Origin of the sequence: Rubellimicrobium thermophilum DSM 16684 (genome assembly GCF_000442315.1) — a bacterium.
Lineage (GTDB): Bacteria > Pseudomonadota > Alphaproteobacteria > Rhodobacterales > Rhodobacteraceae > Rubellimicrobium > Rubellimicrobium thermophilum.
Window position 1 is genome coordinate 680,067 of the sequence record NZ_KE557320.1, and the last position, 21,306, is coordinate 701,372.

Here is a 21,306-nt window from a genome sequence, read left to right on the forward strand (position 1 = left end):
GGATGTGCTCTCGCGGCGCGACATGCCGGCTGGGTCATCGGCCAAGGCCGTCATGGAAGCCTGCTGGAGGGCGCTTCCCCGGCAGGACATCCTTCCCAGACGCGGAGACATCGATCCCTCCCTCATGGAGGAAGCCCTGCCCCATGCCTTCATCCTCACACGCGTGGCCCCAGGCGTTGGCCGCTTGCGCCTCGTCGGTCAGGCCCTGGCAGGGTATCTCGGGGGCGAGATGCGGGGCATGCCCCTGTCCGTGCTGTTCGCCCTGCCCTCGCGTCCGGCCCTCGGCCGCTGGATCGACTGCTGTCTGGACAGCCCCGGCCTGGCCGATCTGCCGATCCGCTCGCAGCCAAAGGCATTCCGGCCCGGCCTGTCCGGACGATTGCTGCTGCTGCCGCTTCTCGATCACCGGAACGAAGCGACCCAGATCCTGGGGGGCCTGTTCCTCGATGGGCCGACGCGGCGTGCGGCGGCCCCCTTCACGATCAGCGAAGACAGCCCGGCACGGTGGGAGCGAATCGCGTCCCCGCCATACCGGGCTGCCATGGCCCTGGGCCCCGGATCCCCGCGGCAGGACCCGGGGGCAAGGCCCCGGCTCCGCCTTGTGGTGGACAACACCGTCTAGACGGCCTCGGCCCGCAACATCCCGGCGCGGCGCGCAGACAGCTCCTCGGCCACGAGGAAGGCCAACTCCAGCGCCTGGCTGGCATTGAGGCGCGGATCGCAGGCGGTGTGATAGCGATCGCTGAGATCCTCGTCCGTCACCGCCCGCACCCCCCCGGTGCATTCGGTCACGTCCTTGCCCGTCATCTCGAAATGCACGCCGCCGGGAATCGTCCCCCTCGGCATTATGGATGGCAAAGAACTCGCGCACCTCGCGCAGGACGCTTTCGAAGGGGCGGGTCTTGTAACCGGTTGACGACTTGATCGTGTTGCCGTGCATCGGATCGCAGGACCATACCACATGGGCGCCCTCTTCCTGGACGGCGCGGATCAGGCGCGGCAGATGGTCCCCGACACTGCCCGCGCCGAAGCGCGCGATCAGCGTGAGGCGGCCCGGTTCGTTGCGCGGATTGAGCTTGGCCATCAGCGCCTTGAGATGGCCGGTCGTCAGCGAGGGACCGCATTTCAGCCCGATCGGATTCTGCACGCCGCGGCAGAATTCCACATGCGCCCCATCGGGCTGGCGCGTCCGGTCGCCGATCCAGATCATGTGCCCGGATCCTGCAAGCCATTGGCCCGTCGTCGAATCGATGCGGGTCAGCGCCTCCTCGTAATCGAGCAGCAGTGCCTCGTGCGAGGTGAAGAACTCGACCGTCTGAAGAGTATGCGAAGCCTCCTCGTGGATGCCGGCGGCACGCATGAAGTCCAGCGTGTCGGTGATGCGGTTGGCCATCTCCCGATACTTTTCGGCCTCCGGCGAGGCGGTGAAGCCGAGCGTCCACGCATGAACCTTGTGGATATCCGCATAACCCCCTGTCGAGAAGGCGCGAAGCAGGTTCAGAGTCGCGGCCGACTGGAGATAGGCCTGGAGCATGCGGTCGGGGTCCGGTTCGCGCGCCTCCGGCGTCGGCTCGAAGCCATTGATGATGTCGCCCTTGTAGGACGGCAGCTCCCTGCCCCCGACCACCTCGACCGGCGAGGAGCGCGGCTTGGCGAACTGACCGGCCATGCGGCCCACCTTCACCACCGGCACCTTGGCGCCGAAGGTCAGGACCATCGCCATCTGCAGGATCACCTTGAAGGTGTCGCGGATATTGTCGGCCGAGAATTCGGCAAAGCTCTCGGCGCAGTCGCCACCTTGGAGCAGGAAGGCCTCCCCCGCGGCAACCTTCCCCAGCAGGGTCTTGAGCCGCCGCGCCTCGCCGGCAAAGACGAGGGGCGGATAGGAGACCAGCCGTGCCAGAACCTTCTGCAGGCGCTCCTGATCGGCATAGTCGGGCATCTGCACCCTGGGCTTGCGGCGCCAGTCGGTCTTCTGCCAGTCGGCCATGATGTCGCTCCCCTCGGATCGTCCGGCGCGGCTTATAGGGCGGGCATCGAGGAACGCCAACGGAAAACGCACGGACCGGCCGTCCGGCAGCGACCCAAAATGACGCATCCGGCATCGCGGCGATCTTGAAGACGGCCGACAAAGATGCCAGATGTTCCTGTCGGGCGCTCGTGCCGCGAGCGTCCATCGCCAGGTGTCCCATGAACATGCGCCCCCAGCCCGTCGGGTCCGTCGCTGCTGCGCCGCGGTTGCGACGCTTCGTCTTTGTCCTGCTCCGCGATTTCACGATGCTGAGCTTTGCCTGCGCCCTCGAGCCCCTGCGCATCGCCAACCGCATGGCCGGGCGGCGTCTCTACGAATGGGTCCTCGCCGGCGAGGGAGGCGAGAGCGTGACCTGTTCCAACGGAACCGTCTTCAAGCTGGACATGGATCTGGAGCCGCTGGACCGGGATGACACGATTCTTGTCTGCGGCGGCATCGACGTGCATGCCGCCAGCACCCGGACCGTCGTCAACTGGCTGCGACGCGAGGCCCGGCGCGGCGTGACCATCGGGGGGCTGTGCACCGCAGCCCATACTCTGGCAAAGGCGGGCCTTCTCGATGGCAAGCGCGCGACGATCCACTGGGAAAACCAGGATTCCTTCAGCGAGGAGTTCGAGAACGTCACGCTGACCAAATCCGTCTTCGTTATCGACGGCAACCGCATGACGACGGCCGGAGGGACGGCCTCGATCGACCTGATGCTGAAGATCATCGCCAGTGACCATGGCGAGGATCTGGCCAATGCCGTGGCCGACCAGCTCATCTATTCCAGCATCCGCACTGATCAGGACACGCAGCGGCTGTCGATTCCCACCCGGATCGGCGTGCGGCATCCCAAGCTGTCCCGCGTCATCCACATGATGGAACAGGCCATCGAGGAGCCGGTCTCGCCCGCCTCTCTCGCCCATGAGGTGGGCCTGTCCACCCGCCAGCTGGAGCGGCTGTTCCGGCGTTATCTCGACCGCTCGCCCAAGCGCTACTACATGGAGCTGCGCCTGCAGAAGGCCCGCAACCTGCTGATGCAGACCGACATGAGCGTCATCAACGTGGCGCTGGCCTGCGGCTTTGCCAGTCCTTCGCATTTCTCCAAATGCTACCGTGCCCATTACGGGACCACTCCCTACCGCGAGCGCGGCACGCAGGGCTCTCCACCCATGCGCCTGTCGATCTGACGCAGGGGCGCATGACCGAAACCCCGCTTCACAACGGCGGCAACTGTCACTAGCCTGTCGCCGCAGGGATTCAGTCCTGTCAGGGAGACAATGATGAAAAGACTGCTTCTGGCCGTCGGGGCCACGGCGCTGCTCGCCGGTGCGGCCGCGGCGCAGGACGCCGCGCCGAAGATCGGCATCATCCTCGGCTTCACCGGTCCGCTGGAATCGATCACGCCCTTCATGGCGCAGGCTGCCGAAGTCGCCATTGCCGAGGTCAATGCCGCCGGCGGCATCCTGGGGCAGCAGGTCGTCTCCGAGCGGGCCGATTCCACCTGCATCGATGCCGCCGCGGCCACAGCCGCAGCCGAAGGCCTGGTGGAAGGCGGCATCAACGCGATCATGGGGGCCGACTGCTCGGGCGTCACCAATGCCATCCTGACCAATGTCGCAGTGCCGAACGGCATCGGGATGATCTCGCCCTCGGCCACCTCGCCCGGTCTCTCGACCGTCGAGGACAACGGTCTGTTCTTCCGCACCGCGCCTTCCGACGCCCGTCAGGGTGTGGTGATGAGCGAGATCCTGATGGACCGCGGCATCACCGAAGTCGCCCTGACCTACACCAACAACGACTATGGCAAGGGTCTGGCCGACTCCTTCCAGGCCGCCTTTACCGAGATGGGCGGCACGGTCACGCTGGCTGCGCCGCATGAGGACGGCAAGGCCGACTACTCGGCCGAGGTCGCGGCGCTGGCGGCCACCGGTTCCGAAGTGCTGGTCGTGGCGGGCTACACCGATCAGGGCGGTCGTGGCATCATCCAGAATGCGCTCGATACCGGGGCCTTTGACACCTTCGTGCTGCCCGACGGCATGATCGGCCAGGACATCGTCGATGCGCTGGGCGCGGGGCTCGAGAACTCCTTCGGTCAGTATCCCGGCACCGACAGCCAGGGCGCCGCGATGTGGCAGGAGATCGCCGCTGCGCAGGGCTTTGACGGCACGTCGGCCTTTGCGCCCGAAAGCTACGATGCCGCCGCCCTCATCATGCTGGCGATGGCCAAGGCCGGCTCCACCGACTCGGCTGCCTGGACGGCGCAGGTCATGGACCTTGCCAATGCGCCGGGCGAGCAGATCTTCCCCGGCGAGCTGGCCAAGGCGCTGGAGCTGATCGCCGCCGGTCAGGACATCGACTATGAAGGCGCTACGGCCGTGGAACTGATCGGGCCGGGCGAATCCGCAGGCAACTACCGCGAAGTCGAGTTCAAGGACGGCGAGATCGTCACTGTCCGCTTCCGTTGAACCGAAGGGCAGATTGACCTGCCGTTGCGGCCCGGGGTATGGCCCCGGGCCGCCGCGCATCGGGGGCGCGGCCCCCCAAGACAAAGGGGACAGGGATGATCGAGGTCCACGACCTGCACAGGCATTTCGGCGGCTTCCGTGCCGTGGACGGAGTTTCGCTGAAGATCCGGCAGGGTAGCATCACCGGATTGATCGGCCCGAACGGCGCCGGAAAGACAACGCTTTTCAATGTGATTGCGGGTCGTCTGCCCCCGACCTCGGGCCGCGTGACCATGGCCGGAGAGGACATCACGGGCCTGCCGCCGCACGAGCTCTTCCACAAGGGCCTGCTGCGCACCTTCCAGATCGCGCATGAATTTCCCACCCTCACGGTGCGCGAGAACCTGATGATGGTGCCCCCCGGCCAATCCGGCGAAAGGCTCTGGAATACCTGGTTTGGCCGCCGCCGCATCCGCGAGGAAGAGGCCGCCCTGGCCCGCAAGGCCGACGAAGTCCTGGAGTTCCTGACCATCGCCCATCTGGCGGATGAAAAGGCAGGCAACCTGTCGGGTGGGCAGAAGAAGCTGCTCGAGCTGGGCCGGACGATGATGGTCGAGGCCCGCATCGTCTTCCTCGACGAGGTGGGGGCCGGCGTGAACCGCACCCTGCTCAATACCATCGCCGACGCGATCCTGCGCCTCAATCGCGAACGCGGATACACCTTCTGCGTCATCGAACACGACATGGATTTCATCGCCCGGCTCTGCGACCCGATCATCGTCATGGCCGAGGGCAAGGTGCTGGCCGAAGGCAGCGCAGCCGAGATCATGAAGAACGAGGCCGTGATCGAAGCCTATCTGGGGCGCGGCCTGAAGAACAAGGGGGCGGCATGATTAGCGAAGATCCGCTCCGCGATGATCGCGGCAATCGTGACCTGTCCATCACCCGGCCTCGAGACGCGATACCCATGGACCCGATCGTCCCGACGGCCACGCAACCTGCGACGAGCGTCGTCAACGCCTTCCTGGTGGGCGAAGCGATGGTAGGCGGCTATGGCCGCGGGCCATCGATCCTCAACGGCTGCACCATCGCGGCGGAGAAGGGCCAGATTGCCGTCATCGTCGGGCCGAACGGGGCTGGCAAATCCACCGCGATGAAGGCGATCTTCGGGATGCTCGATCTGCGCCAGGGCAGCGTTCGGCTGAACGGCGAGGACATCACCCGGCTCAGCCCGCAGGACCGCGTCGCCAAGGGGATGGCCTTCGTCCCTCAGACCCGCAACATCTTTCCTTCGCTGACCGTGCAGGAAAACCTGGAAATGGGCGCCTTTCTTCGAAAGGACGACATTTCCCGAACGATGGAGCAGGTTTACGAGCTGTTCCCGATCCTGCGCGAGAAGCGGCGACAGCCCGCCGGCGAATTGTCCGGCGGCCAGCGCCAGCAGGTTGCGGTCGGCCGCGCCCTCATGACCCAGCCCAGTGTCCTGATGCTCGACGAGCCGACGGCCGGGGTCTCTCCCATCGTGATGGATGAGCTCTTCGACCGCATCATCGAGATCGCCCGGACGGGAATCACCATCCTGATGGTCGAGCAGAATGCGCGCCAGGCGCTCGAAATCGCGGACAAGGGCTATGTTCTCGTGCAGGGGGCGAATGCCTTCAGCGGAACCGGCAAGGATCTGCTGGCCGACCCGCAGGTGCGCAAGAGTTTCCTCGGAGGTTGAGATGAGCACGGCAAGCCATTCCTCTTCCAGAGAAAGGGTTCGCTGATGGACCTTCTCAACGCCCTCGTGGTCTTTCTCAATTTCGTGTTCGTTCCCGCTGTCTCCTACGGGGCGCAGCTGGCCCTGGGCGCGCTGGGAGTGACGCTGATCTACGGCATCCTGCGCTTCTCCAACTTTGCCCATGGCGACACAATGGCCTTCGGGACCGCCATCACCATCCTCTGCACCTTCGGGCTGCAGGCGCTCGGCATCACATTCGGCCCACTGCCGACGGCCCTTCTGGCGCTGCCCGTGGGGATCGTGGCGACGGCCCTGCTCCTGCTGGGCACGGACCGCGTGGTCTACCGCTTCTACCGCGAAAGGAAGGCCGCACCCGTCATCCTTGTCATCGTGTCGATGGGCGTGATGTTCGTCATGAACGGCATCGTGCGCTTCATCATCGGCGTCGGGGATGTCACCTTTGCCGACGGTGCCCGCTTCCTCGTCTCGGCGCGCGGATTTCAGGAATGGTCCGGCCTCGAGGAGGGGCTTGCCATCCGGTCCTCGCAGGCCATCACCGTCGTCACCGCCGCCATCGCCGTGGCGTTGCTGTTCTGGTTCCTCAACCACACCCGCACCGGCAAGTCGATGCGGGCCTTCAGCGACAACGAGGATCTCGCCCTGCTGTCCGGGATCAACCCCGAACGCGTCGTGGCCATCACCTGGATCATCGTCGCCGCGCTGGCGACCACGGCGGGGGTGCTCTACGGCCTGGACAAGAGCTTCAAGGCCTTCACCTATTTCCAACTGCTCCTCCCCATCTTCGCAGCGGCCATCGTGGGGGGGCTGGGCAATCCGCTGGGCGCCATCGCCGGCGGCTTTGTCATCGCCTTCTCCGAGGTGATGCTGACATATGCCTGGCGGAAGGTCGTCCTGTACGCCCTGCCGGAGGGCTGGGCCCCCGACGGGCTGCTCCAGCTCATGTCCACGGAATACAAGTTCGCGGTCTCCTTCGCGATCCTCATCATCGTGCTGCTGTTCCGGCCCACGGGCCTCTTCAGGGGGCAATCGGTATGACCACCGTCCCGCAGACCCGCGCCATCGCCACACCAGCCCGCGACAGCCTGCGCACACCGCTCCTGTTCCTGGGGATGGGAGTGCTGCTGGTCCTCACGGGGTTCCTGATGGGCGCGAATTATGCGCTGCTCGTCGTCAACATGGGCCTCGTCTCGGCGATCATGGCGCTGGGGGTGAACCTGCAATGGGGCTTTGCCGGCCTGTTCAACATCGGGGTGATGGGATTCCTCGCCCTCGGCGGCCTTGCCGCGGTGCTGATCGCCATGCCCCCCGTGACAGAGGCCTGGGCCGCTGGCGGCCTGCGCATCCTGCTGGGCCTGCTGCTCGGGGCGGCGACGGTGGTCCTGCTTGTCCTGCTGCGCATGCGCATGGCCCCGTCGCGCCGGCGCATGGCGGTCATGATCGCCGTGGGCATCGCCGGATTTGTGCTGTTCCGGCGCGTGATCGACCCCGGCATCGTCGCCGTCGAGGCCGTGACGCCCGCCGCCACGGGCTATCTCGGCGGCCTGGGCCTGCCGGTGCTGCTCGCCTGGCCGGCCGGGGGGCTCCTGGCGGCAGGCGCAGCCTGGCTGATCGGCAAGACAGCCCTGGGGCTGCGGTCCGACTACCTGGCCATCGCCACGCTGGGCATCGCCGAGATCATCCTGGCCGTGCTCAAGAACGAGGACTGGCTGGCCCGCGGGGTCAAGAACGTGATCGGCATCCCCCGCCCCGTCCCGCGCGAGATCGACCTTCAGCGGAGCCCCGATTTCGTCGAGCAGGCGGCGCGCTTCGGCCTCAATGCCGTGGATGCCTCCAAGATCTGGGTCAACCTCCTCTACATGCTGCTGATCCTGGCGGTGCTGGGCCTCGTGCTGCTGCTGTCGCAGCTCGCCCTGAAGAGCCCCTGGGGCCGGATGGTTCGCGCGATCCGCGACAACGAGGTCGCAGCCGAAGCCATGGGCAAGGATGTCACCGCCCGGCACCTGCAGATCTTCGTCCTCGGCTCGGCCGTCATCGGCATTGCCGGGGCGATCATGGTCACGCTTGACGGTCAGCTGACCCCCGGCAGCTACCAGCCGCTGCGCTACACCTTCCTGATCTGGGTGATGGTGATCGTCGGCGGATCGGGCAACAACTGGGGGGCGATCCTGGGAGGCCTCCTGATCTGGTGGCTGTGGGTGATCGTCGCGCCGCTGGGGCAGCTCGTGTTCGGCAGCCTCGCCACGATGATGCCCGAGGGATCCTTCATGGCCCAGCGGCTGGCCGATGCGGGCGAACAGATGCGCCTGCTGACCATGGGGGTGGTGCTGCTCCTCGTGCTGCGCTTTTCGCCCCGCGGGCTCATCCCGGAGCGATAGCCGCCGATCGGGCCTTCCCTCGCCGGGGGAAGGCCGGACGGCATGGCAGCAGGCGCGAGACAGGGGCATGACCGACAATCCTCCGGGCGCGGGATGCGCCGACGGGCCCGGTTTGCCTCAGACGGGTTAACGAATCGTAAGCGCAACGCGCGGTGGGTGTTGCGCGAATCGGGCCGGTCCGGGGGCCAGACCGTGGAGCGGATGGCCCCCGGCCCTGCCCTCAGCGGCGCAGCCGGAGGATGAGGCTCGAGGTATCCCAGCGCCCCCCGCCCATAGCCTGGACATCGGCGTAGAACTGATCCACCAGCGCGGTGACGGGCAGTGCGGCGCCGATCTCGCGCGCGGTGGCCAGGCAGATGGCCAGATCCTTGCGCATCCAGTCCACGGCGAAGCCATGATCGAAATGGCCGTCGAGCATGCTCTCGTGCCGGTTGACCATCTGCCAGGATCCGGCGGCCCCCTGCGAGATGACCTCCACCAGCGCACGACCGTCGAGGCCTGCCTTTTCGGCGAAGGCCAGCGCTTCGGACAGGGCCTGCACCAGTCCGGCGATGGCGATCTGGTTGGCCATCTTGGCAAGCTGGCCCGAGCCCACCTCACCCAGCCGGCGGCAGATGCGCGTATAGGGCTTCATGATCGCCTCGGCCCGGGCATAGTCTTCCTCCGAGCCGCCGCACATGATCGAGAGCTGGCCGGTCTCGGCCCCCTTCTGGCCGCCGGAGACGGGGGCATCGACATAGCCGATGCCACGCCGCGCCGCCTCGGCCGCCAGCTCCCGCGTGACCTGGGCGCTGACAGTGGTGTGGTCGATGAAGAGGCCGCCGGGATCCATCCCCGCAAAGGCCCCGTCCGGCCCGAGACAGACGGCACGCAGGTCGTCGTCATTGCCGACACAGGCCAGGACGACCTCTGCGCCCAGGGCCGCCTCGCGCGGGGTGGGCATGGCCCGACCGCCGTGACGGGCGACCCAGGCCTCGGCCCGGGCGGCGGTGCGGTTGTAGACCGTCACCGCGGCACCGGACGCGGCCAGATGACCCGCCATCGGACCGCCCATGACCCCGAGCCCGAGAAAGGCCAGCCTCGGCCTGTCGTGATCTGCCATGCGCTTGCTCCCCGACGCATTCCCTGCCAATGGGTGACCCGCCCGTCCCGCGCCGTCAACCGCCCCGGTCCACGCCAGAACACGCGAGAGTTCCGTCCTTGGCCACCCTCTTCCGATGGCTGTTCCGCGCGACCGTGACGCTCATCCTGCTGGGCCTGCTCGGCTTCGGCCTGGTGTGGTGGCTCGCCGCGCGTTCCCTGCCCGATTACGACGGCGAGCGGACGGTCAGCGGGATTACCGCACCGGTCGAGATCGTCCGCGACCATTCCAATGTGCCCCATATCTTCGGCCAGACCGATGCGGATGTGTTCTTCGGTCTGGGCTATGCCCATGCGCAGGACCGGCTGTGGCAGATGATCGTCCTGCGGCGCACCGCGCAGGGGCGGCTGTCCGAGGTCTTCGGCGCGCGCACCCTGCCCATCGACCGGCTGCTGCGGCGGCTGGATCTCTATGGTCTTGCGACCGCCTCGGTCGCGGCTCAGGACGAGACGACGCTGGCGGCGCTCGAGGCCTACAGCGCGGGTGTCAATGCCTGGCTTCACGAGATCAATGCCGAGGCGAGAGGGCGCGGCGCCCCCGAGATGTGGCTGTTTCCGCAGGCCGTGGCCCCCTGGCAGCCGGCCGACAGCCTGGCCCTGCTCAAGCTGATGGCCCTGCAGCTGAACGGCCATCTGGAAGCCGAGGTGCGCCGGGCGCGCTTGTCGCTCGTCCTGCCGCCCGAGCGGGTGGCAGACCTCATGCCCGAGGCGCCGGGACCGGGGGTTGCGGCCCTGCCGCGCTATGCCGATCTCGTGCCGGCCGAAGGTCTGCCCCGCTTTGCCGCTGCCGATCCCGCGCCCCGCGATCCGCTGATGCCCGCGGCGCCCCTGCCCCTTGCCGGGGCGTCCAATGCCTGGGCCGCGGGGGTGTCGCGCACCGCCTCGGGCTCGACGCTGCTGGCCTCGGACCCGCATCTGCCCCTTTCGGCGCCGGGTCTGTTCTATCTCGCGCGGATCGAGCTGACATCGGGCGGGGTGATCGGCGGGACGATTCCCGGCATCCCCGCCATCCTGTCGGGGCGATCGGCCGATCTCGGCTGGGGGATCACGTCGAGCTGGCTCGACGATCTGGATGTCTATGCCGAGGAAGTGAATCCCCGGAATGCCGGCGAATACCGCACGCCGGACGGCTGGGCCCCGTTCCGCACGCGCGACAGCATCATCCAGGTGAAGGATGCTCCGGCCGAGACGCTCCACCTGCAATGGACGGCGAACGGGCCGGTGTTGGGGCCGGAGGATTTCAACCTGGGCCTCGTGCGCCCGCCCGGCCATGTCATGGCGGTGAGCTGGACCGCCCTGTCGGACCGCGACACGACCATGACCGCAGCCATCCGGCTGATGCGGGCGCAGAACATCGAGGAGGCGCTGGAGGCGGCCCGGCTCTTCGTGGCGCCGAGCCAGAACCTTGTCGTCGCCGACCGCAACCGCATCGCGATGACGACGATGGGCACCCTGCCCGTCCGCGACCCCGCCCATCAGAGCCAGGGCCGGATGCCCACTCTGGGCTGGATCGCGCAGAACCGCTGGCTGGGCGTCAAGGCGCCCGAGGCCAATCCGGTCTGGATCGACCCGGAAGGCGGCATCGTCGGCAACACGAACAACAAGGTCATCGACGCGCCCTTTCCCGATCACCTCTCCTGGCTGTGGGGCGACAGCCAGCGCGTCCAGCGATGGCGGTTCCTGATGCAGGCCCGCGAGATCCACACGCGCGAGAGCTTCATCGAGGCGCAGCTCGACACCGTCTCGCCCGCTGCGCGCACGCTCTTGCCTCTGGTGGGGCGGGATCTGTGGTTCACCGGCGAAGCCGCCCCGGACGGCACCCCCGAGCGCCTGCGCCAGCGCGCGCTGGCCCTTCTGGCCGAATGGAACGGCCAGATGAACGAGCATCTGCCCGAGCCTCTCATCTACGCCGCCTGGATGCGTGCCCTGCAGGAGCGCCTGATTCGCGATGATCTGGGGCCGCTGGCCGACGAGTTCACGCAGGTCGAGCCGCTCTTCATCGAACGGGTGTTCCGTAATGTGGACGGGGCCTCGGCCTGGTGCGATGTGCGGCAATCGGCCCCGGTCGAGACCTGCACGGACATCGCGCGGCTGGCGCTTGACGATGCGCTACTGTGGATCCGCGAACGATGGGGCACCCAGATCGAATCCCTGCGCTGGGGCGATGCGCATGAGGCCGTCCACGCCCATCCCGTGCTGGGAAGCATCCCCCTGCTGTCCTGGTTCGTGAATATCCGGCAGAGCACCTCCGGCGACGATCAGACCCTGATGCGGGGGGTCACGGCCGGCACGGAGGCCGAGCCCTTCCGCAATGTCCATGCGGCGGCCTATCGCGGGGTCTATGACTTTGCGGATCCCGATTCCTCGGTCTTCATCATCGCCACGGGACAGTCCGGCCATCCCCTTTCGCCGCATTACGACGATCTGGGCGTGCTGTGGCGGCGGGGGGAATACATTCCCATGTCGCTCGACCCCGCGCTGGCGCGTGCCGCGGCCGTGGGGATCACCCGTCTTCTGCCCGAGAGCGCCGAGTAGCGGCCTGCAGGGCGCGGTAGCGGTCGCGCTGGCGCGCGGTCCAGCGGATGCGCAGATGCGTGCCCCCCTCCGCTTCCTCCTCGCCCAGAACGACGCCCTGGTCATGCAGCCAGGCGCGCAGGCGCCCCTCGGCATGGGGAAGGAACAGATCCTCTTCGCTTCGCGGATCGTCCAGCCGGGCCGCCACGGCCGAAAGCAGAGGGGCAATCCCCTCTCCCGTCAGGGCCGAAACGGGGAAGACCGCCGGTTCGCGGCCGGAGCGAATGGCGATGCGGTCGCGCATCTCCTCCGGCAGAAGATCGATCTTGTTCCACACCTCGATCAGAGGGGTGCTCTCGGCCACGCCCAGAGAGGCGAGAATCGCCTCCACATCGCGGGCCTGCGCCTCGCTTTGGGGATGGGCGATGTCGCGGACATGGAGGATGAGATCGGCGTCCAGCACCTCCTCCAGCGTGGCGCGGAAGGCGGCGACCAGTTCGGTCGGCAGGTTGGAGATGAAGCCCACCGTATCCGAAAGGATCACATCGAGCCCGGCAGGCAGCCGGACACGCCGCATCGTCGGATCGAGCGTGGCAAAGAGCATGTCTTTTGCCAGCACGTCGGAGCCGGTGAGGCGGTTGAACAGCGTGCTCTTGCCGGCATTCGTGTAGCCGACGAGGGCAACCACGGGAAACGGCACCTTGGCGCGGGCAGCGCGGTGGAGCGTCCGGGTGCGCGAGACGCGGTCAAGCTGACGGCGCAGCTTGACAAGCTGGTCGTCGATGGCGCGGCGGTCTGCCTCGATCTGCGTCTCGCCGGGACCGCCGACGAAGCCGAAGCCGCCGCGCTGGCGTTCCAGATGGGTCCAGGAGCGGACAAGCCGCGTGCGCTGATAGGAGAGCGCGGCCATCTCGACCTGCAGAACGCCTTCGCGCGTGCGGGCCCGGTCGGCAAAGATCTCGAGGATGAGACCGGTGCGGTCGAGGAGCTTCGTCCCCCATTCCTTCTCGAGATTGCGCTGCTGGACCGGAGAGACGGGCCCGTCCACGAGGACGAGTTCCACGCCCGCTTCCGCGAAGCGTGCCTTGAGCTCGGCCACCTTGCCCGAGCCGAAGAGCATTCCCGGATGCGGTCTGGCAAGGGGAACCACCTCGGCCCCGCGCAGATCGAGGCCGGGCAGTGCGGCGGCCAGCGCGACGGCCTCTTCCAGGGCAGGACCGGCCGGGCGGGCATCGCGCCCGCCCCTGAGAGCCGGATGCAGGACCCAGGCCGGGGTCCTCTTGGCCGCGGTATCGCGCAAGCGTCAGTCGTCCCCGTCGTAGAGGTTGACGGGCTGCGACGGCATGATGGTGCTGATCGCGCTCTTGTAGACGAGCTGGCTTTGCCCGTCGCGGCGCAGCAGCACGCAGAAGCTGTCGAACCAGGTGATCACGCCCTGGAGCTTCACGCCGTTGATCAGGAAGATCGTGACCGGCACCTTGGTCTTGCGGACGTGATTGAGGAAGGCGTCCTGGAGGTTCTGTTTGCCTTCGGCCATTCCGGCTCCCGCCTTGGTCTTGCGGCCCTGGGACGGGCCGTCGCCTTCGGCGTCACTATGGCGGGACACCGGGGGGCTTTCCAGCCCCCGCAACATGTTCTCCGGCATGGCTGTGGCCGGTTTGCCCGGGATCGGCTGCGCGGAGGCTGCCGGACGGACGATGCCCAGTGTCCGGCGCGGCGCAGGATTGTCTTCGGATGCCATCATCCCTCCTCGGCATAGACCAGGCGCGGCGTGGCCTTGAGGCCCGTCACGACGCCCAGAGACTTGAGCTTGCGATGGAGCGCCGACCGCTCCACTCCCCACGAAGGCCGCCGTGCGCGAGATGTTGCCCCCAAAGCGGTTGATCTGCGTGAGAAGATATTCCTTCTCGAACAGTTCGCGCGCCTCGCGCAAGGGCAGGGTGGCCAGTCCCCCCGACAGCACGACGCGGTTGTCATCCGGGGCGCTCTCATCCATCGAGGGCAGCTCGCGCGCGGTGATGTCGCCGGTGGGCTCGCCCAGGATCAGGACGCGCTCGATGACATTGCGGAGCTGCCGGACATTGCCCGGCCAGTGCATCGTCTGCAGAAGGGCTCGGGCATCCTCGCCCAGACGGCGCAGGGGCAGGCCCTGGGTCTTGTTGAGAAGCTGGATGAAATGTTCGGCCAGCAGGGGAATGTCCTCGCGCCGGTCCCCGAGCGAGGGCACCGCGATCGGCACGACATTCAGGCGATGATAGAGTTCCTGGCGGAAGGTGCCGGCGGCGATGGCGGCCTTCAGGTCGCGGTTGGTCGAGGAGATCACGCGCATGTCCACATGGATCTTCTCGGTTCCGCCGACGCGGACGAACTGCTGATCCACCAGGACACGCAGGATCTTGGACTGCGTGCCCAGCGGCATGTCGGCCACCTCGTCGAAATAGATGATGCCGCCATGGGCCTGTTCCAGAAGCCCCTTCTCGATCCCCTTTCCGGCGCTTTCGCGGCCGAACAGCACCTCCTCGAAGCGCTCGGGCTCGATGGAGGCGGAGCTGACCACGACGAAGGGGCCCGATGCGCGGTTGGAATGGGCGTGGATCCAGCGTGCGGCCGTCTCCTTGCCCGATCCCGGCTCTCCCGTGAGCATGACGCGGCCGTTGGACTTCGTGACCTTCTCGAGCTGGGCCTTGAGGCTGCGGAAGGCGGGGCTGTCGCCCAGCATCTCGGTCTTCTGCGCACCGCCGCGCTTGAGTGCCTGGTTTTCGCGCCGCAGCCGCGAAGTCTCCATCGCCCGGCGGATGACGACAAGAAGCTGTTCGATGTTGAAGGGTTTCTCGATGAAGTCGTAGGCGCCCTGCTTGATCGCGGCCACTGCGATCTCGATGTTGCCGTGACCGGAGATGATGATGATCGGTACCTCGGGGTGTTCGCGCTTCATCGTCTTGAGGATGTCGATCCCGTCCATCCGGCTGTCCTTGAGCCAGATGTCGAGAATCATCAGCGCCGGCACCTCCCTGGCGATCTCGGCCATGCACTGTTCCGAAGTCCCGGCAAGCCGGGTGGTATAGCCCTCGTCCCTCAGGATGTCCGAGATCAGTTCGCGGATGTCACGCTCGTCGTCGGTGATCAGGATGTCGCCCATCTCTTATACCGCCCTTCTTGTTGCCTGCATGATATGCACTGCTTCGCTCTGATGGCCTGCCCCTTCCGTGGGGGCGACCTTGGCCGGCAAGCGGATCACGGCGCGTGCGCCCCGCCCTTCGGCATCCTCGAGGGCCAGCGTTCCGCCATGCTCCTCGACGATCTTCCGGACGATGGGAAGGCCCAGACCGGTGCCCTTTTCCCGTGTCGTCACATAGGGTTCAAAGAGACGGCTGCGGTCCTGCGGCAGGCCCGTGCCGTTGTCCTCGACGATGATGGTGGCGCGCGCGCCCTCCTGCGTCAGCATCACCCGGATGCAGGGATCGAAGGGGCTGTCGGGTTCGCGTTCGGCGCGAGCTTCGATGGCCTCGCCGGCATTCTTCATCAGATTGGTCAGCGCCTGGGAGATCAGGCCGGGATCCACCTCGGCCGGGACGGGATGGGCTGGCAGGACCAACTCGAAGCGCACACCGGGCTGCCCCGCTTCCTGAAGGGTGACGGCATCGCGCAGGATCCGCGAGAGATCCGCATCGCGGCGTTCGGGCACGGGCATCCGGGCAAAGCGGCTGAACTCGTCCACGATGCGGCGCAGATCCTCGGTCTGGCGGACGATGACATCGGTCATCTGCTCGAGATCCGCCGCCTCCTCGGCGGACAGGCGGCGGGCGAACTTGCGCTTCACGCGTTCGGCCGACAGACGGATGGGCGTGAGGGGATTCTTGATCTCATGCGCGATGCGGCGCGCCACATCGCCCCAGGCGGCCATGCGCTGGGCGGACACCAGATCCGTCACATCGTCGAAGGCCAGGACATAGCCTTCGAGCGCGCCCTCCTCGGACAGGCGGGGAGAGAGACGGACCAGCAGGATCTCCTGCCGCCCCCCGCGCAACAGCGAAACCTGTTCCTGCAGCAGTTCCCGCCCTTCGGCCCGCAGCATCTGGAAAAGCGGGGCGAATTCCGGCACGGCGAGGGATAGCGGCATGTTGGCCTCCACCTCGCCCAGGAGGCGGCGGGCCGAGCGGTTGGCAAAGGTCACGCGTCCTTCCGCATCCAGGCCGACGACACCCGAGCTCACGGAGGACAGGACCGAATCGAACAGCCGCCGGCGTCCCTCGATCTGCTCGGCGGTGTCGAGAAGGCGATCACGCTGAGCCTTCAGTTTGCCCGTCATGTCATTGAAATGACGTGCAAGGGCGGCGATCTCGTCATCGCCCTCCTCTTCGATCACGCGCACATCCAGATCGCCGCGGCCGACCCGTTCGGAGGCCACCAGAAGCCGGCCCACGGGTCGCGACAGGCCTTCGGCATACCACAGGGCAAGCCAGACCGCGGCAAGGATCAGGATGACCGAGAAGCCCAGATAGAGCAGACCGAATTCGAACAGCAGGCGCCCCTTGTCGGCATCGAGCTGGCGGTAGAGCTCCACGGTGGCCTGAGTCTCGTCGAGAAGGGACAGGATTCCCCCATCGACGGCGCGCGTCACGAAGAGCCAGCGGTCCACGAATCCATCGAGAGGGATCAGGGCGCGGAATTCGTTGTTGGCCCAGTCCTCGATGATGGCGACGCCTTCGGCCTGGGCTGTGGCAAAATCCTCCGGAGAGGGGCGCTCATAGCCGAATTCGTAGGACCGGGCGCCGCGGGCGCGGATGGTGCCGTCCCCGTCGATGACGAAGGCCTCGGTCAGGCCGCGTTCGATACGCGCCTGCACGCGCCCCAGCGCCTGACGCAGATCGCCATCCGACAGGCCGAAATCGGCGCGCCGGCGGGCTGCCTCGTTCTCGGCTTCGAGAAACTCGGCAAGCTCGCGCCCGTCGCGGGCGAGCTCCTCGCGATGTTCCTGTTCATAGGCCTGCGCAGCGGCCAGAGAGGTAGAGACGACCTGGCGGACCCGTTCGGAGAACCAGCCCTCGAGCCCGACATTGATGGTCAGGACGGAGAAGACGGCGACCAGGACAGCGGGAATCAGCGCCAGAAGGGCGAACACCCCCACCAGCCGCATATGGAGCCGGCTGCCGGCCGAACGGGCCCGGCGCGCCGCCACCATGCGGGCGACGTCACGGCCCACCAGCGCCGCCACGACGAGGGCATAGACAAGATCAGCCAGGATCACGAGCCGCAGGGCCGGCGAGGATGCGCCCTGATCGAGCGGGCCGAGGACGTAGTAGGTCAGCCCGGCCAGGACCGGACCGAGGAGAACGAGACCCAGTGTTGCGGCGTTGCGGAACCGGGGCTGGCGTATCAGACGCCCCAGCCGCACCAATCCCCTGCCTGTCAGACCACGCCGCACGCCCCTCGCCTCATGTTACGGGCGGCGCACAGCGCCCCCGCCCCCGCCTTCCGCAGTCACGCGAGGCAGGGCCCCGGAGCCACGGTTCTGTGACCTGTTTACATCAACCGGCGGCGGCGTGTCACGCGGATATCATGGTCCGTGATCTTCTTGCGCAGCGTATTCCGATTGATGCCGAGCAGATCCGCAGCCCGCGCCTGGTTCCCGCCTGTCGCATCCAGCGCCGCCTCGATCAGCGGCACTTCAACTTCGGCCAGTATCCGGTCGTAAAGCCCGGGCGGCGGCAGGGATGCGCCATGGAGGTCGAAATAGCGCCTGAGATATCGCGCAACCGCGGCAGAGAGGCGCTCTCCCCCCTCGGCAGGTCGTGGCAGATCGGCAACAGATTGGGTGCCGATGACCGCCTCCACCTCGGCGCGGCTGATCTCCTCGCCTGTCGCCGTGGCGGCAAGGCGGCGAATCACATGTTCGAGCTGGCGCACATTGCCGGGCCAGGTATAGGCGCGCAGCACCTCGAGCCCGCCAGGCGAGAGCCGCCGCGCCGGAAGGCCGTCACGTTCGGCCCGCGACAGGGCATGCTGGGCCAGAGGGACGACATCGTCCACCCGTTCGCGCAAGGGCGGCATCGCAAGCGTCACGCCGTTCAGGCGGTAGTAGAAGTCCTCACGGAATTTCCCTGTCTCGATGAGAGCCTGCAGGTCGCACCGGGTGGTAGACAGGAGGCGCGGACCGCTGCCATCGAGTGAATCGATGAGTCGCGCGGCGCGGGCCTGGGCTTCCTCGGGCCAGTCGGCCACCTCATCGAACAGCAGGGATCCCCCCCTGGCTCGGGCGACAGCCTGCGACAGCGCATCGCCCTGGGACAGATCGGCCGCGGAGACCGTGACGAAGGGCAATGTGCGGCGATCCGAGAAATCATGCAGGGCGCGCGCCACAAGGCTCTTGCCGGTTCCGGATTCCCCTGTGATCAGAACAGGAAGCGCGGAGTTCATCACCTTGGCAACAAGGCGATAGAGGGCCTGCATCGCCGGCGTGCGGCCAACAAGGGGCAGATCGGCATCGCCCGTCGCGGCGGGGCTCTGCTCTCGCGGGGACCGGGGCGCAACAGCGGCGCGCCGGCGCGTCTCGAGCGCCCGCGCGGCCCGTTTGAGAAGGTCCGGCAGGTCAAATGGCTTGGGCAGATAGTCGAAGGCTTCGGCCTCGGCCGCACGGATGGCCGTCATGATGGTGTTCTGGGCCGAGATCACGATGACCGGCAGACCGGGCCGCGCCTGTCCGATCCGGGGAAGCTGCTCGAGGCCGTTGCCATCCGGCATCACGACATCCGAGATGACAAGATCGCCCTTGCCCTCCTCTATCCATCGCATCAAGGTCATCATCGAAGCGGTTGCATGAACGCGACAACCGGCCCGCGTCAGCGCCTGCGTCAGCACCGTTCGGATCGTGCGGTCATCGTCGGCGACAAGGACGGTTCCATCCATCAGCCTTCTCCTTCAGGCTCTTGCGGGGCGTCCTTCGGCACGCGAGGGAGCGAGACACGGAACGCGGTGCAGCCGGGACGGGAATCGACCGAGATCCATCCCCCCATCTCCCCCACCAGCCTGGCCACGAGAGCAAGGCCGAGACCCGTGCCGTTCTCCCGCCCCGAGACGAAGGGCTCGAACACATCCGCGGCGATGGCGGGGGGCAGACCGGGCCCGTCATCCACGACTTCGATCTGGAGGGGCAGACGGGCCTTGCTGCCATCCGGCCGGGTCACGCGCAGCGAAGGGTCGTAGAAGGTGCGCAGGCGGATGGTCCCCCCCTGCGGCTGAGCCTCGCAAGCATTGCGGATCAGGTTCAGCAGCACCTGGAGGAGCTGATCGGGATCGGCGAGCGCCTGCGGAAGGGAGGGGTCGTAATCCTCCACGAAGGTCATGTGCGCCCCGAAGCCAAGCCGGGCCGACTGTCGTGCCCGATCGAGCGTATCATGCAGGTTCACGGGGCGGATCGCCGGCGGCTGAAGCTGACCGAACTGTTCCACCTGGCCAAGAAGTGCGACAATGCGGCGGGTCTCCTCCACGATGAGATCGGTCAGCTCGAGATCGGATCCTGACAGGCCCATCGACAGGAGCTGGGCCGCCCCGGCAATGCCGGCCAGCGGATTCTTGATCTCATGGGCGAGCATCTCCGCCATGCCGATGGCGGATCGGGCCGCACGGCGGCTTTGGGAGGCCTGCGTCACCCGTCCGGCAATCTCGCGCGGGGCGATCAGGATCAGCATCGCGCCCGGCATGCCATGCATCGGCGCGGCATGAATGGAACAGGGCACCGGCGGGCGTTCGCCGCTGCCCACCAGCGCGTCATTGACCGAGAGCGAGGACTGCCGGGCCCGGGCTTGTGCTAGGGCATCATCCATAGGGGCGTCGATGGCCAGCCGTTCCCAGAGCGATTCGCCGCGCAGGGCGCGAGTGGAAAGGTTGAGGAAAAGCTCGGCGACCGGATTGGCATCGAGGATGCGGTCCGCCTCGTCAATCAGCAGGGCCGGCACAGGCAGAGAGGCCCAGATCGCCGCATCCCCGAGATTCATGCCGCGGCCCTCTCGCTGCCGGCGATGGCAGAGGGGATGAGGCGCAGGACGATCCGGGGGTTCTCCTCCGTCAGCAGGGATCGGCGCAAGGGCAGCGGAGTGCCGGCATGATCCATGAACCAGCCCAGATGCTTGCGCGCAAGACGCAGGCCGATCTCCCTTCCATGAAAGTCGAGCATCGACTCGTAATGAATTGAAACAAGATCGGAAAGATCGGTTCCGACGGGCTCTTTCGGGAGTGGACGCCCGGCCAGCGCGGCCGCGACCTGACCAGGTAGCCAGGGCCGTCCCCGGGCGGCGCGGCCGATCATCACGCCCGCCGCCCCCGACAGGCGCAGCGCCTCGCGCGCGGTGGCGGCGCAGACGATGTCGCCATTGGCGATCACGGGAATCGAGACCGCCTCGGACACGGCGCGGATGGCAGCCCAGTCGGCGCTGCCCTTGTAGAACTGATCGCGCGTGCGGCCATGGATCGTCACAAGGCGGATGCCCGCCTCTTCTGCCCGTCGGGCAAGCTCGGGCGCATTGATCGACCCGCTGTCCCAGCCGAGCCGCATCTTGAGCGAGACCGGGACCGACACCGCACCGACGACCGCCTCGATCAGGCGCAGCGCATGGCAGGGATCGCGCATCAGCGCCGCGCCCGACCAGCCGGTCGTCACCTTCTTGGCCGGGCAGCCCATGTTGATGTCGATGAGCCGCGCGCCGCCTGCCTCGATCATGCGGGCAGCCTCGGCCATCCAGCGGGCCTCGCGCCCGGCGATCTGGACCACGGACTGACCCTCGTCCAGACCGAGAGCGGCCTTCTCGCGCACGCCCGGTCTGGCCTGCACCATCTCCTGCGAGGCTACCATCTCGGACACGACCCACCCGGCCCCGAACGAGGCCACAAGCCGGCGGAAGGGCAGATCCGTGATCCCGGCCATCGGCGCGAGGGCCACCGGCGGATCCAGCACAAGCCCCGGCAGGGCGATCGGCAGAAGTCTTTCCATGGGACCTTCCTAGGCTCCGGCCTCGTCACAGGCAACGCGCAGGCCCCGACCCTTTGCATCCGGAACGGGCAAATGCCTAAAAAGAA

15 protein-coding genes and 2 pseudogenes are annotated in these 21,306 nt (G+C 67.3%); 8 read left to right on the plus strand and 9 right to left on the minus strand.

The genetic code is table 11. The annotated features are described in order from the left end of the window. The first annotated feature begins 52 nt into the window (after window positions 1–52). Window positions 53–622 (plus strand): PAS domain-containing protein, encoded by a 570-nt coding sequence (locus RUTHE_RS04240; protein ID WP_425413930.1) that lies wholly within the window; start codon window positions 53–55, stop codon window positions 620–622. Here the strand turns inward: RUTHE_RS04240 and RUTHE_RS04245 are convergent. Then, window positions 619–1,990 (minus strand): annotated as a pseudogene (locus tag RUTHE_RS04245) (class II 3-deoxy-7-phosphoheptulonate synthase). The gene RUTHE_RS04240 and the pseudogene RUTHE_RS04245 overlap by 4 nt on opposite strands. A 200-nt stretch (window positions 1,991–2,190) precedes the next feature. On the opposite strand from RUTHE_RS04245, the gene RUTHE_RS04250 reads away from it, so the two are divergent. The 6 genes from RUTHE_RS04250 to RUTHE_RS04275 all read left to right on the plus strand — a co-directional run bounded on the left by RUTHE_RS04250 (window position 2,191) and on the right by RUTHE_RS04275 (window position 8,580). Further along, window positions 2,191–3,204 carry a GlxA family transcriptional regulator gene (locus tag RUTHE_RS04250; RefSeq protein ID WP_021097060.1) on the plus strand — a complete coding sequence of 338 codons (1,014 nt, stop codon included), beginning with the start codon at window positions 2,191–2,193 and terminating at the stop codon, window positions 3,202–3,204. Window positions 3,205–3,297: 93 nt separating this feature from the next. Continuing rightward, complete coding sequence (locus tag RUTHE_RS04255) at window positions 3,298–4,482, plus strand: ABC transporter substrate-binding protein (RefSeq protein ID WP_021097061.1); 1,185 nt, start codon at window positions 3,298–3,300, stop codon at window positions 4,480–4,482. Between the two features lie 95 nt (window positions 4,483–4,577). Beyond that, window positions 4,578–5,354: an ABC transporter ATP-binding protein gene (locus RUTHE_RS04260; RefSeq protein ID WP_021097062.1), complete on the plus strand. Its 777-nt coding sequence runs from the start codon at window positions 4,578–4,580 to the stop codon at window positions 5,352–5,354. Window positions 5,355–5,428: 74 nt separating this feature from the next. Next, entirely contained in the window at window positions 5,429–6,184 is a 756-nt protein-coding gene (locus tag RUTHE_RS04265) for an ABC transporter ATP-binding protein (protein ID WP_051150374.1), read from the plus strand. Between the two features lie 45 nt (window positions 6,185–6,229). Further along, a complete protein-coding gene (locus tag RUTHE_RS04270) occupies window positions 6,230–7,240 on the plus strand; it encodes a branched-chain amino acid ABC transporter permease (protein ID WP_021097064.1) in 1,011 nt (336 codons plus the stop codon). 74 nt (window positions 7,241–7,314) lie between these two features. Continuing rightward, on the plus strand, window positions 7,315–8,580 hold the full coding sequence (locus tag RUTHE_RS04275) for a branched-chain amino acid ABC transporter permease (RefSeq protein ID WP_425413931.1): 1,266 nt from the start codon (window positions 7,315–7,317) through the stop codon (window positions 8,578–8,580). Window positions 8,581–8,800: 220 nt separating this feature from the next. Here RUTHE_RS04275 and RUTHE_RS04280 read toward each other — a convergent pair whose 3' ends face one another. Further along, window positions 8,801–9,682: an NAD(P)-dependent oxidoreductase gene (locus RUTHE_RS04280; RefSeq protein WP_021097066.1), complete on the minus strand. Its 882-nt coding sequence runs from the start codon at window positions 9,680–9,682 to the stop codon at window positions 8,801–8,803. 98 nt (window positions 9,683–9,780) lie between these two features. Between RUTHE_RS04280 and RUTHE_RS04285 the strand changes: the two genes are divergently transcribed. After that, window positions 9,781–12,255 carry a penicillin acylase family protein gene (locus tag RUTHE_RS04285; RefSeq protein ID WP_021097067.1) on the plus strand — a complete coding sequence of 825 codons (2,475 nt, stop codon included), beginning with the start codon at window positions 9,781–9,783 and terminating at the stop codon, window positions 12,253–12,255. Here RUTHE_RS04285 and hflX read toward each other — a convergent pair. The 7 genes and pseudogenes from hflX to dusB all read right to left on the minus strand — a co-directional run bounded on the left by hflX (window position 12,224) and on the right by dusB (window position 21,220). Further along, the gene (gene hflX / locus RUTHE_RS04290) at window positions 12,224–13,534 is read right to left on the minus strand and encodes a GTPase HflX (protein ID WP_021097068.1); all 1,311 of its coding nucleotides are present in this window, start codon (window positions 13,532–13,534) and stop codon (window positions 12,224–12,226) included. The two genes, RUTHE_RS04285 and hflX, sit on opposite strands and share 32 nt — an antisense overlap. Window positions 13,535–13,537: 3 nt before the next feature. Next, on the minus strand, window positions 13,538–13,978 hold the full coding sequence (hfq, locus tag RUTHE_RS18175) for an RNA chaperone Hfq (protein ID WP_084464996.1): 441 nt from the start codon (window positions 13,976–13,978) through the stop codon (window positions 13,538–13,540). After that, window positions 13,975–15,373, minus strand: a pseudogene (ntrX, locus tag RUTHE_RS04300) (nitrogen assimilation response regulator NtrX). The gene hfq and the pseudogene ntrX overlap by 4 nt, the downstream one beginning before the upstream one ends. Before the next feature lie 3 nt (window positions 15,374–15,376). After that, window positions 15,377–17,659, minus strand: coding sequence for a sensor histidine kinase NtrY-like (locus tag RUTHE_RS04305; RefSeq protein ID WP_021097070.1), 2,283 nt, complete (start codon window positions 17,657–17,659; stop codon window positions 15,377–15,379). Window positions 17,660–17,757: 98 nt separating this feature from the next. Beyond that, window positions 17,758–19,140: a sigma-54-dependent Fis family transcriptional regulator gene (locus tag RUTHE_RS04310; protein ID WP_021097071.1), complete on the minus strand. Its 1,383-nt coding sequence runs from the start codon at window positions 19,138–19,140 to the stop codon at window positions 17,758–17,760. Further along, window positions 19,140–20,228, minus strand: a complete 1,089-nt coding sequence (locus RUTHE_RS04315) for a two-component system sensor histidine kinase NtrB (protein ID WP_021097072.1) — start codon at window positions 20,226–20,228, stop codon at window positions 19,140–19,142. The genes RUTHE_RS04310 and RUTHE_RS04315 overlap by 1 nt, the downstream gene beginning before the upstream one ends. Continuing rightward, window positions 20,225–21,220, minus strand: a complete 996-nt coding sequence (dusB, locus tag RUTHE_RS04320; protein ID WP_021097073.1) for a tRNA dihydrouridine synthase DusB — start codon at window positions 21,218–21,220, stop codon at window positions 20,225–20,227. Before dusB ends, RUTHE_RS04315 begins: the two co-directional genes overlap by 4 nt. Window positions 21,221–21,306 lie beyond the last annotated feature (86 nt).

Bases quoted from the DNA above. Each gene is read 5' to 3' on its own strand.
- RUTHE_RS04255 (WP_021097061.1), top strand. From the start codon at position 3,298: ATGAAAAGACTGCTTCTGGCCGTCGGGGCCACGGCGCTGCTCGCCGGT.
- RUTHE_RS04250 (WP_021097060.1), top strand. From the start codon at position 2,191: ATGAACATGCGCCCCCAGCCCGTCGGGTCCGTCGCTGCTGCGCCGCGG.
- RUTHE_RS04240 (WP_425413930.1), top strand. From the start codon at position 53: ATGGAAGCCTGCTGGAGGGCGCTTCCCCGGCAGGACATCCTTCCCAGA.
- RUTHE_RS04315 (WP_021097072.1), bottom strand. From the start codon at position 20,228: ATGAATCTCGGGGATGCGGCGATCTGGGCCTCTCTGCCTGTGCCGGCC.
- RUTHE_RS04275 (WP_425413931.1), top strand. From the start codon at position 7,315: ATGGGAGTGCTGCTGGTCCTCACGGGGTTCCTGATGGGCGCGAATTAT.
- RUTHE_RS04310 (WP_021097071.1), bottom strand. From the start codon at position 19,140: ATGGATGGAACCGTCCTTGTCGCCGACGATGACCGCACGATCCGAACG.
- RUTHE_RS04280 (WP_021097066.1), bottom strand. From the start codon at position 9,682: ATGGCAGATCACGACAGGCCGAGGCTGGCCTTTCTCGGGCTCGGGGTC.
- RUTHE_RS04265 (WP_051150374.1), top strand. From the start codon at position 5,429: ATGGACCCGATCGTCCCGACGGCCACGCAACCTGCGACGAGCGTCGTC.
- RUTHE_RS04260 (WP_021097062.1), top strand. From the start codon at position 4,578: ATGATCGAGGTCCACGACCTGCACAGGCATTTCGGCGGCTTCCGTGCC.
- dusB (WP_021097073.1), bottom strand. From the start codon at position 21,220: ATGGAAAGACTTCTGCCGATCGCCCTGCCGGGGCTTGTGCTGGATCCG.
- hfq (WP_084464996.1), bottom strand. From the start codon at position 13,978: ATGATGGCATCCGAAGACAATCCTGCGCCGCGCCGGACACTGGGCATC.
- RUTHE_RS04270 (WP_021097064.1), top strand. From the start codon at position 6,230: ATGGACCTTCTCAACGCCCTCGTGGTCTTTCTCAATTTCGTGTTCGTT.